Origin of the sequence: Thiocapsa sp. (assembly GCF_035467215.1) — a bacterium.
Taxonomy (GTDB): domain Bacteria; phylum Pseudomonadota; class Gammaproteobacteria; order Chromatiales; family Chromatiaceae; genus Thiocapsa.
Window position 1 is genome coordinate 1 of record NZ_DATITZ010000281.1, and the last position, 9,978, is coordinate 9,978.

The window sequence follows — 9,978 nt, forward strand, 5'->3', positions numbered from 1 at the left end:
GATCGGTGCCAATCGTGCCGGGTTGACCCGATTGCGGGGACTGATCGACGGCCTCGGCGTCGCGGCCTACGTGTCGGCGATCCGGGCACTCGACGACTATGCCGAGCGCCTTGCCCGTGCAGCCCTCGGCACGATCCCGGCGGGACGCTACGACTTCGAAGACCTGATGGACGACGATGGGCAGGGGACCGAGGCGATCCCGATCCGGGTCACCCTCGATGTGACGCCCGAGCGGATCCATGTCGATTTCGCAGGCACCGCACCGCAGGTCGCCGGCAACATCAATTGCCCGCTCTCGGTCGCCGCGGCCGCCGTGTTCTACGTCTTTCGCTGTCTCATGCCGCCACAAACGCCCGCCTGTGCCGGAACCTTCCGCTCGATCGGCCTGAGTGCGCCGCCCGGCTGCTTGCTCAACGCGCAGCGCCCGGCAGCCGTGGCCGCGGGCAATGTCGAGACCAGCAGCCGCGTGGTGGATGTCGTGCTGGGCGCGCTGGCTCAAGCGATCCCGGATCGCATCCCGGCGGCCAGTCAGGGCAGCATGAACAACCTAGCGGTCGGCAGCGCCGAGACCGGCGCCGCCTGGGATTACTACGAGACCATCGGCGGCGGCATGGGCGCGGGGGCGACCGGCGGCAGTTGGTCCGGCGTTCAGACCCACATGACCAACACGCTGAATACGCCCATCGAGGTCCTGGAGACGCGCTTTCCGCTGCGGGTGTCGCGGTATGCCTTGCGATCCGGATCGGGAGGCCGAGGGGCACGCGCCGGCGGCGATGGCTTGATCCGCGAGCTGACCTTTCTCGCACCGGCCGAGGTGACGCTGCTGACCGAGCGCCGTCGGATCGCGCCTTGGGGCCTCGCGGGTGGCGGCCCCGCGCGCGCCGGCCGCAATCGGCTCAATGGCGAAGAGCTGCCGCCCAAGGTCACTCTTCATGTCGAGCCTGGAGATCGCCTCGCCGTGGAGACACCCGGCGGCGGCGGTTGGGGGCGCGAGCCGGAGCCGGAAGGTATAAGTCGCGATTGATTTCCTTTGCGTCCTTCGCGCCTTTGCGGTTCAAATCCAGGATCACAAAACGGGATCGCCGACGCGCGATCCCGACCTGACGGGAGCGGTCCGATGTGCGGTATCTGCGGTGAGTTGAGATTCGACGGCGCCCCGGCCGACCTGGAGACCATCCAGGCCATGATGGGCGAGCTGGTGCGGCGTGGGCCGGACCACGGCGGGAGCTACAGCGGCGGTGCGCTCGGGTTCGGGCATCGGCGCCTTTCCATCATCGACCTCTCGGTGCGCTCCAATCAGCCGATGGTCGATGCCGAGCTGGGCCTCGCGCTGGTCTTCAACGGGACCATCTACAACTACCGGGCGCTGCGTCGCGAGCTGCAGGATCTGGGCTACCGATTCTTCTCCGAGGGCGACAGCGAGGTCATCCTCAAGGCCTGGCACGCGTGGGGAAGCGACTGCTGCGCGCGCCTGCACGGGATGTTCGCCTTCGCCGTCTGGGACGCCAATCAGCAGGTGCTCTTTCTCGCACGCGACCGCTTCGGGATCAAACCGCTCTACTGGTCCGAGCAAGGCGGAACGCTGCGTTTTGCCTCCAGCACGCAGGCGCTTCTGGCGGGCGGCGGGGTGGATACGGCCATCGACCCGGTCGCGCTGCATCATCTCTTTACCCTTCATGCCGTGGTCCCCGCGCCGCGCACTATCCTGCGCGGGGTGCGCAAACTCACGCCCGGACACTGGCTGCGGTTCGACGCTCGCGGCGGCCGGACCGAAGGCACTTACTGGCGTTTGGATGCCACGCGCCCGGCCGAGCCCCGGAGCGACGCGGATTGGCTGGAGGCGATCCACGTCGCTCTGCGCCACGCGGTGAAGATCCGCAGCGAGGTGGCGGACGTGCCGGTCGGGGTGCTGCTCTCGGGCGGGCTGGATTCAAGCCTACTGGTCGCCCTGCTGGCGGAGGCCGGCGTGTCGGACCTGCACACCTTCTCGGTCGGTTTCGAGGACACGCCGGAAGAGGCCGGGAGCGAGTTCCAGTATTCGGATCTCGTTGTCGAGCGCTACGGCACGCGGCATCACCGCTTCCTGGTCCCCAACGCGCAGGTCCTGCAGCGTCTGCCCGAGGCGATCGACGCCATGACCGAGCCCATGTTCGGTCAGGACGCCGTGGCCTTTTATCTCCTGGCCGAGCAGGTCTCGCGCGAGGTCAAGGTGGTGCAGTCCGGCCAGGGCGCGGACGAGGTCTTCGGCGGCTATTTTTGGTATCCGCGCATCGCCGCCGAGCGTGAGGGCTCGCCGGTCGAACGCTTCGCCAAACACTATTTCGACCGCGACCACGACGAATACCTGCGGATGGTCACAGATGCCTATGCAGGCGAGGACCACACCTCCGCGCTGATCGCCGAGCGCCTGGCCGAGCCCGACGCGGACGAGCTGCTGGATGCGGTCCTGCGTCTGGACGCAACGACACTGATCGTCGACGACCCGGTCAAACGGGTCGACAACATGACGATGGCCTGGGGTCTCGAGGCGCGGGTGCCCTTCCTGGATCACCACTTGGTCGAGCTGGCCGCGCGCTGCCCGCCCGAGCTCAAGCTGCGCGAGGGCGGAAAATATCCGCTGAAGGCGATGGCGCGCGGACTCCTCCCGGATGCCGTCATCGACCGACCTAAGGGGTATTTCCCGATGCCGGCGCTCAAATACGTACGTGGTCCCTTCCTGGAGCTGATGCGCGATGTGCTCGCGTCACGAGCAAGCCAAGAGCGCGGCCTCTACCGCCGGGCCTATCTGGATCAGCTACTCGCTGCGCCCGACATGCACCACACACGCATCCAAGGCAACAAGCTGTGGCATCTCGCGCTTTTGGAGCTTTGGTTGCAGCGCAATGTCGACTCGACAGGATAAGCGCGATCGCACCGGGAAGTGCAAGGACCCAACCGGGAGACATGACCCCTCCCCTTTCGGGGTAGCTTGAAAACCTAATCAGCGTCCCGAACCTTTGCGGATCGGTCGTCAACAAGCCTACGAGGTCAGCGATGGATGTTTTGGAGCGAATCGGCGAGCAGGTGAAGACCAACCCGGTCGTCATCTACATGAAGGGCACACCCCAATTTCCGCAGTGCGGCTTTTCGATGCGGGCTTCGGCCGCGTTGCAGGAGTGCGGCGTTCCCTTTGCCTACGTGAATGTCCTGCAGGATCCCGAGATCTTCGAGAATCTGCCGCGCTATGCCGACTGGCCGACCTTCCCCCAGATCTATATCGACGGCGAGCTGGTCGGCGGCTGCGACATCACCTTGGAGCTTCACGCGGGCGGCCAGCTCAAGAGCATGATGGAAGAGGCGGCTGCCAAGCACGCCTGAGCGCTCGGTGCAGGGGTTGGCGAGTTCTGATCCCTCCGATCGTTTTCGCGCCCGTTTACATCGGTTCCCTCTCTTCCCAAACCCGCACCGGATCGAGCTCGCGCCAGCGATTCACGACGGTGCAAAACAGACGCGCGGTCTGCTCGGCGTCGTAGATCGCCGAGTGGGCCTCGCTGCTCTGCCAGCCGAGCCCCGCCTCCTTTGCCGCACGCGCCAACACGGTCTGACCGAACATCAGGCCGGACAGGGTCACGGTGTCGAAGACGCTGAAGGCGTGAAACGGGTTACGCTTGAATCCGGTCCGCTCGACGGCCGCCTTCACGAAACCGAGGTCGAAGTGGGCGTTGTGCCCGACCAGGATCGCCCGATTGCACCCGGTCGATTTGACCGCCTTGCGGATCGGCGTGAGGATACGGGTCAAGGCATCCCATTCCGAGATCGCATCCCGGAAGGGGTGGTCGGGATCGATCCGGTTGAACGCCAACGCGCTCGGGTCGATCTCCGAGCCGACAAAGGGCAGTACGTGACAGGCAATCGGAGCAGCCGGCTCGACTCGCCCGTCGGGAAGCATTCGGATGATAATGGCGGCGATCTCCAGCAGGGCATGCCGCTGAGCGTCGAAACCGGCTGTTTCGACATCGACCACCACCGGCAGAAAGCCCCGAAAGCGCGCGGCGATCCCTTCTCTCATTTTGGGTTCTTGGTTCATGGCGACAGCATAAGTGGCGCACGGATGAATGCCAAACACCGTGATCGTGGCGGCACGTCGCCGTGGCCGTCGTTCCGTGCCGTTGCGGGTTGCACTCGGCTCCCCGCGCTGCCCGAGGTGGACCATGTCGTCCACCTCGCCCGACGGGGCGCGCCATGATCGCGCGACTCCTGCTCGCCGCATTACTCGCGACCGGAACCTGCACCCGGGCCGATTCATCGACGATCGCCGACGCACCCGCAGGGTCCGCCGCGACGCAGGGTATCCTCTTCGAGATCCGCCCCCCGACAGGTGCCCCTCCGAGCTTTCTCTTCGGCACGATCCACAGCGAGGATCCTCGAGTCGTGGAGCTGCCCGTGCCGGTAAGTAATGCCTTCGATACGAGCCCGAACGTCGCCCTCGAGGTGGTCCCGGATGCCTCCGCCATCATTCGGGCGATGATCACCATGGCCTACACCGACGGTCGCCTGTTGCGCGACGTTCTACCCGCAGACCTCTACCAGGAGACCACCGATGCCCTCGTCGGCATCGGGATGCCCGAGGAGGCGTTCAAGGACCTCAAGCCCTGGGCCGTCGTAACCCTGCTCAGCAGCCCGCCTTCCGAGACAGGCGAGTTCCTGGACATGCTGCTCTTTCATCGGGCGGTCGCGGACGGCAAGCGGGTCGAGGGTCTTGAAACCATGACCGAGCAGCTCGCCGTCTTCGACGCACTCTCCGAGACCGATCAGATCACGCTGCTGCGCGAGACGCTGGCGACGGTCGAGCAACTGCCGCTCGTTTTCGAGGCACTGATCGCCGCCTATGTGGAACGCGATGTCGATAAGCTGCAGCACCTCAGCGAGCAGCACCTCGAGGACACCGACCCCCGACTCGCCACACTCTTCCAAGAGGTGGTCATCGATTCACGCAACCGCCGCATGCTCGAGCGCATGGAGCCCCTGCTGGCCGAAGGTGGCTGGTTCATCGCGATCGGCGCCCTGCATCTTCCCGGCGATCAGGGCGTCGTTGCGCTGCTGCGCAAGCGCAACTACGGCGTTACGGCTATCTTTTAACCTAGATCCGGCAGTTGAACGGCCCCTGGAGTGCGTCCCGCACGGTGTCCGGCAAGGCGCAACGAGGCGGCGTAGTGGTTCTACGCCAACGAGTTGCAACGCAGTCGGGCGCCGCGCGGGGCGTGCTCCAGGGGCCGTAGCGACCGTCACCCGACGGGTGACCAAGCAGGTCGCTGGATTTGTTCTTTTATCCGTCCGTTGCATGGGGCAATAAGCGGTCAACTGTCGGATCTAGGTTTAAGGCGTGCCCCGGCACGGGCCGAGCGAGGCACGGGCTGTGATAGCATTTGCACAACGTGTCGCGAGAGATCAGCTACGCATGAAGGACCGTGATTTGAGCGCCTATCGACAACTGACTTGGCTGGGGGTCTTGGTCATCCTGCTGCTCGGCGCGGGCTGCACCACCTCGCCGAGCCGGATCTCGGAGCCCCGCGACCCGCTTGAGCCTTTCAATCGGGCCGTCTTCCGGTTCAATACGGATTTCGACAATGCCTTTTTCAAGCCGGTTGCGAAGGGGTATCAGGCCATCACGCCGGACCCGGTCGAACGTGGCGTGACCAACTTTTTCGGCAATCTCGCCGACGTCACTTCGTTCGTCAACAACGTGCTGCAGTTCAAGATGTCGCGTGCCGGCAGCGATGTCGGGCGGCTCTTCATCAACTCGACGGTCGGCGTGCTGGGCTTCGTCGATGTCGCGACCAACGTGGGCTTGCCGAGCTACAAGGAAGATTTCGGTCAGACACTCGGCTACTGGGGACTCGACTCGGGCGCCTTCATCATGTTGCCGCTCCTGGGACCGAGCAGCGTGCGCGACGCCTTCGGCGATGTCGGCGATGTCTTCACGGATCCCTTGTTCAACCTCGATCCCCTCTTCGACATCGATCGGGACCACATCTACTGGGGTCTGATTGCGCTGCGGGCGATCGACAAGCGAGCCAACTATTTGGCGACCAGCGAGATCCTCGAGGACGCGGCCATCGATCCCTACATCCTGCTGCGTGACGCCTATCTGCAGCGACGTCACTATCGGGTTCACGATGGCAATCCGCCGACGATCGAAGGTGAAGAGGACTTCTGGGACGAGATCGATTTCGACAACGATCCGGGCTAAACCGCGTCCGCAGCGATTTGCTTTGGCTTGAGCTCGCCGTTGAGGCATGCCCGATCAACGAGGTCCGGAGCCGACGCGGTTTAGGGACAAAAAACTTTGCGATCTCCGCGAAAAAGCATGAAGCTGGCCGCTAGGGTGGACGAGCGCTAGCGAAGTCCACCGAACCCTGCGCCGGCGCTGGTGGACTGCGCTGCGCTTGTCCACCCGTTTCGATCAGCGACGTGGCCGGGTTGATGGACAAGGTCCGTCGACGCAACGCCTCAAGCCATCAGACGCCAGGCAACGGCTTCACCGGCACGTAAGGGCACTACTCGGCTGGTTCCGAAGGGATAGGACGCCGGCACGGTCCAAGGCTCGCGGCTCAGACGAATGGTGTCGGTGTTGCGCGGCAGGACGTAGAAGTCCGCGCCATGGTGACTCGCGAATCCCTCCAGACGCTCCAGCGCCCCCGCCTGCTCGAACACCTCGGCATAAAGCTCGATGGCGGCATGCGCGCTGAAGGCCCCGGCACAACCGCAGGCGCTCTCCTTGCCTTCGATCGCATGCGGGGCGCTGTCGGTGCCGAGAAAGAACCGCGGATGGCCGCCGGTCGCGGCCGAGACCAACGCAAGTCGATGCGTCTCGCGCTTGAGGATCGGCAGGCAGTACAGATGCGGGCGAATTCCGCCGGCCAGCATGGCGTTGCGGCTGTACAGCAGGTGATGGGGCGTGATGGTCGCGGCCAGGGTTGGCGGTCCGTCGCGCACGAATTCGACAGCCTCGGCGGTCGTCACATGCTCGAAGACGACCTTGAGGTCCGGGAACGCCCGGACGATCGGCTCCAGGCGCTCCTCGATGAAGCGCTGCTCGCGGTCGAAGATGTCGACCCGGTCGTCTGTGACTTCGCCGTGCACCAAAAGGGGTAGACCGACGCGCTGCATCGCCTCGAAGACCGGATAGCGTCCGAGCAGGTCCGTGACCCCGTTTTCCGAGTTGGTGGTCGCACCGGCCGGATAGAGCTTGCAGGCAAAGACCTGGCCGCTCGCCTTGGCCGTGGCGATCTCGTCCGGGCTCGTCTCGTCGGTGAGATAGAGCGTCATCAAGGGCTGAAAATCGCTGCCGGGCGGCAGTGTATCCAGGATGCGGGCCCGGTAGGCGAGCGCCCCGGCGGTATCCACGACCGGCGGTTTGAGATTGGGCATCACGATCGCCCGTCCAAAACAACGCGCGGTGTGGGCGAGCACATGCCCCAAGACATCCCCGTCGCGCAGATGCAGATGCCAGTCGTCCGGCCGAGCGATGCAAAGCTCCGTGATCTCGGCCATCTCAAACAAGCCGATAGCGCGCCCCGCAATAGGGACAGGTCGCCTCGTGGCTCGGCTCGTCTTCGATCGGCAGATAGACCCGAGGGTGCATATTCCAGACGGGCGCACCCGGCAGGGGGCAGGACAGCGGCAGATCCTTGCGGCTGACCTCGATCAGCTCATGCGCGTTCCGCGTCTCGACAGCGGCATTGGACATCGGCAAGGTCTCCATCGAATGATATGAACGGGCAGATCCCGAAAAGAATCCACGAGGCCCGCGAGTGCATTGTCTTCTCTTTAAATCGCGTCAGCTCCGGCGGTGAATCATTGCCCCGGCATCAATCCAACCGATACCGGTCCGAACCATCACCGGACGCGATTTAAACCGGGGTGAGCCATTCCGGGTAAGCCGGAAGACGCCCGTGCACCAGATCGAAGTAGAGGCTCTGGAGCTGCTCGGTAATGGGACCCCGCCCGCCGTTGCCGATGGCCCGACCGTCGACCTCGCGGATCGGCGTCACCTCCGCGGCGGTGCCGGTGAAGAAGGCCTCGTCGGCGATATAGACCTCGTCGCGGGTGATGCGCTTCTCGACCACCTCGATCCCGAGCTCGCGCGCCAGCGTTATGACGGTACGCCGGGTGATGCCGTCGAGGGCGGATGTCAGGTCAGGCGTGTAGAGCACACCTTTGCGCACGATGAAGACGTTCTCGCCGCTGCCTTCCATGACAAACCCGGAGGTATCGAGCAGCAGGGCCTCGTCGTAGCCGTCGCGCAGCGCCTCTTGGAGCGCCATCATGGAATTCATGTAGTTGCCGTTGGCCTTGGCGCGACACATGGTGACGTTCACATGATGACGCGTGAAGGAGGAGACCCGCACGCGGATGCCTCGCTTCATGTTCTCTTCGCCGAGATAGGAGCCCCACTCCCAGGCGGCGACGATGCAGTGCACCTTGAGGTTGTCGGCACGCAGACCCATGCCCTCCGGGCCATAGAAGAACATCGGACGGATATAGGCCGAGTCGAGGTTGTTCTCGCGCACGGCGATCCGCTGGGCCTCGTCGATGGTCTCTCGGTCGAACGGCGCCTTCATGCCGAGGATATGCGCCGAATCGAACAGGCGATCGGTATGCTCGCGCAAACGGAAGATTGCGGGACCCTGCTCGGTGCGGTAGGCGCGCACACCTTCGAAGACACCCATGCCGTAATGGAAGGTGTGAGTCAGGACATGCGTCTTGGCCTCCCGCCAGGGCACCATCTCGCCGTTGTGCCAGATCAGGCCATCACGGTCTTCCATCGTTGCCATCGTCGACTCACTCCGGTTGCATCGGGATCAAGGTCCCGTTTCGATTCGAGAGACCGCCCTCAGGACGCAGGGTCGTCCATCAAGGCGAGCCACAAGGACTGGACGCGCTCGCGCTCGGGCAGCAGATCCGCGTCCGCGATCGTTTTGGGCTGCTCCTGCAGGGCGCTGCGGTGATAGGCCGCCCGCAGTGTCTTGTAGGCGGCAGTCAGGTCTTCGGCCGCTCGCCCGGGCAGCAGATCGAGCCGTCCGAGTGTTTCGAGCAGGCGGATATTGTCCGTCCAGTCGGCCAGCGCCGGATGCCCCGACGCCCAACGTAAGACCGCGTATTGAACCATAAACTCGATATCCGCAATACCGCCCGGGCCTTGCTTGAGATCGAAACGACTGCCGCCGCTTTTGTCGAGATTCGCACGCATCTTCGCGCGCATTTCCCGCACGTCCTTGCGCAGCTGCTCGGGGTCGCGCTCGCGGCAAATGATCTCGCGCCGCAGCGCGCCGAAACGAGTCGCCAACTGCGGATCACCGGCCACGGGCCGCGCGCGGATCAGGGCCTGATGCTCCCAGGTCCAGGCATCGTTCGATTGATAGGCGTCGAAGGCCGCAAGCGAGCGCACCAGCAACCCGCGGTTTCCGTCCGGGCGCAGACGCATGTCGATCTCGTAGAGCACGCCCGAGGGGGTTTGGGTGGTCATCATGTGGATCATGCGTTGGCCTAGACGCATGAAGAACTGCTCGTTGCTGATCTCCTTCGCCCCGTCGGTCATGGCCGTTTGCGACTCGGTGCCGTGGATGAAGACCAGATCCAGGTCCGACCCGTAGCCCAGCTCGATTCCGCCGAGCTTGCCGTAGCCCAGCACGAGAAAACCGGTCTCCTCCCCGATGATCTCGGTCGGGCGGCCGTGGCGCTGCACCAGATGATCGAAGGCCAGCCGAAGGACGCGCCGAATCGATACCTCGGCGATCTCGGTCAGATAGTCGCTCACCACCATGAGCGGAATGACCTCTGTCAGGTCGGCGGCGGCCACGCGGAGCATGTTGCCCTGCGAGAACTGGCGCAGACGCTCCATCTGCTGCTCCAGGTCATCGGGATCGACATGCAGCAGGAGTGAATCGAGCTCGGCTTCCAGATCGACCCGCCGCAGGGGTGCGTAAAGTCGACGCG

9 protein-coding genes and 1 pseudogene are annotated in these 9,978 nt (G+C 64.5%); 5 read left to right on the top strand and 5 right to left on the bottom strand.

What is annotated here, in order from left to right; all coding sequences use genetic code 11:
• The 3 genes from VLR48_RS15875 to grxD form a co-directional block, all read left to right on the top strand.
• A partial coding sequence (locus VLR48_RS15875) for a hydantoinase B/oxoprolinase family protein (protein ID WP_325292725.1) occupies positions 1-1,024 on the top strand: 1,024 nt, incomplete at its 5' end.
• A 93-nt stretch (positions 1,025-1,117) separates the two neighbouring features.
• Positions 1,118-2,902, top strand: a complete 1,785-nt coding sequence (locus VLR48_RS15880) for an N-acetylglutaminylglutamine amidotransferase (RefSeq protein WP_325292726.1) — start codon at positions 1,118-1,120, stop codon at positions 2,900-2,902.
• A gap of 131 nt (positions 2,903-3,033) precedes the next feature.
• On the top strand, positions 3,034-3,357 hold the full coding sequence (gene grxD, locus VLR48_RS15885; RefSeq protein WP_325292727.1) for a Grx4 family monothiol glutaredoxin: 324 nt from the start codon (positions 3,034-3,036) through the stop codon (positions 3,355-3,357).
• Positions 3,358-3,412: 55 nt separating this feature from the next.
• On the opposite strand, the gene rnt is transcribed toward grxD, so the two are convergent.
• Positions 3,413-4,048 (bottom strand): ribonuclease T, encoded by a 636-nt coding sequence (gene rnt / locus VLR48_RS15890; RefSeq protein ID WP_414718156.1) that lies wholly within the window; start codon positions 4,046-4,048, stop codon positions 3,413-3,415.
• 173 nt (positions 4,049-4,221) lie between these two features.
• Here rnt and VLR48_RS15895 point away from each other — a divergent pair, with 173 nt between their 5' ends.
• Together VLR48_RS15895 and VLR48_RS15900 are read left to right on the top strand one after the other, a co-directional pair.
• Complete coding sequence (locus tag VLR48_RS15895) at positions 4,222-5,118, top strand: TraB/GumN family protein (protein WP_325292728.1); 897 nt, start codon at positions 4,222-4,224, stop codon at positions 5,116-5,118.
• Between the two features lie 319 nt (positions 5,119-5,437).
• Positions 5,438-6,229, top strand: coding sequence for a VacJ family lipoprotein (locus VLR48_RS15900; RefSeq protein ID WP_325292729.1), 792 nt, complete (start codon positions 5,438-5,440; stop codon positions 6,227-6,229).
• Positions 6,230-6,489: 260 nt separating this feature from the next.
• Here the strand turns inward: VLR48_RS15900 and pyrC are convergent, their stop codons facing one another.
• The 4 genes and pseudogenes from pyrC to VLR48_RS15920 all read right to left on the bottom strand — a co-directional run.
• Positions 6,490-7,533: a dihydroorotase gene (gene pyrC / locus VLR48_RS15905; RefSeq protein WP_414718618.1), complete on the bottom strand. Its 1,044-nt coding sequence runs from the start codon at positions 7,531-7,533 to the stop codon at positions 6,490-6,492.
• Position 7,534: 1 nt separating this feature from the next.
• A complete protein-coding gene (locus VLR48_RS15910; RefSeq protein ID WP_325292730.1) occupies positions 7,535-7,729 on the bottom strand; it encodes a zinc-finger domain-containing protein in 195 nt (64 codons plus the stop codon).
• A 163-nt stretch (positions 7,730-7,892) separates the two neighbouring features.
• A complete protein-coding gene (locus tag VLR48_RS15915; RefSeq protein WP_325292731.1) occupies positions 7,893-8,816 on the bottom strand; it encodes a branched-chain amino acid transaminase in 924 nt (307 codons plus the stop codon).
• Between the two features lie 59 nt (positions 8,817-8,875).
• Positions 8,876-9,978, bottom strand: a pseudogene (locus VLR48_RS15920) (bifunctional glutamine synthetase adenylyltransferase/deadenyltransferase); the annotation flags it as partial.

Bases quoted from the DNA above. Each gene is read 5' to 3' on its own strand.
- VLR48_RS15880 (WP_325292726.1), top strand. From the start codon at position 1,118: ATGTGCGGTATCTGCGGTGAGTTGAGATTCGACGGCGCCCCGGCCGAC.
- grxD (WP_325292727.1), top strand. From the start codon at position 3,034: ATGGATGTTTTGGAGCGAATCGGCGAGCAGGTGAAGACCAACCCGGTC.
- rnt (WP_414718156.1), bottom strand. From the start codon at position 4,048: ATGAGAGAAGGGATCGCCGCGCGCTTTCGGGGCTTTCTGCCGGTGGTG.
- VLR48_RS15895 (WP_325292728.1), top strand. From the start codon at position 4,222: ATGATCGCGCGACTCCTGCTCGCCGCATTACTCGCGACCGGAACCTGC.
- VLR48_RS15900 (WP_325292729.1), top strand. From the start codon at position 5,438: ATGAAGGACCGTGATTTGAGCGCCTATCGACAACTGACTTGGCTGGGG.
- pyrC (WP_414718618.1), bottom strand. From the start codon at position 7,533: ATGGCCGAGATCACGGAGCTTTGCATCGCTCGGCCGGACGACTGGCAT.
- VLR48_RS15910 (WP_325292730.1), bottom strand. From the start codon at position 7,729: ATGTCCAATGCCGCTGTCGAGACGCGGAACGCGCATGAGCTGATCGAG.
- VLR48_RS15915 (WP_325292731.1), bottom strand. From the start codon at position 8,816: ATGGCAACGATGGAAGACCGTGATGGCCTGATCTGGCACAACGGCGAG.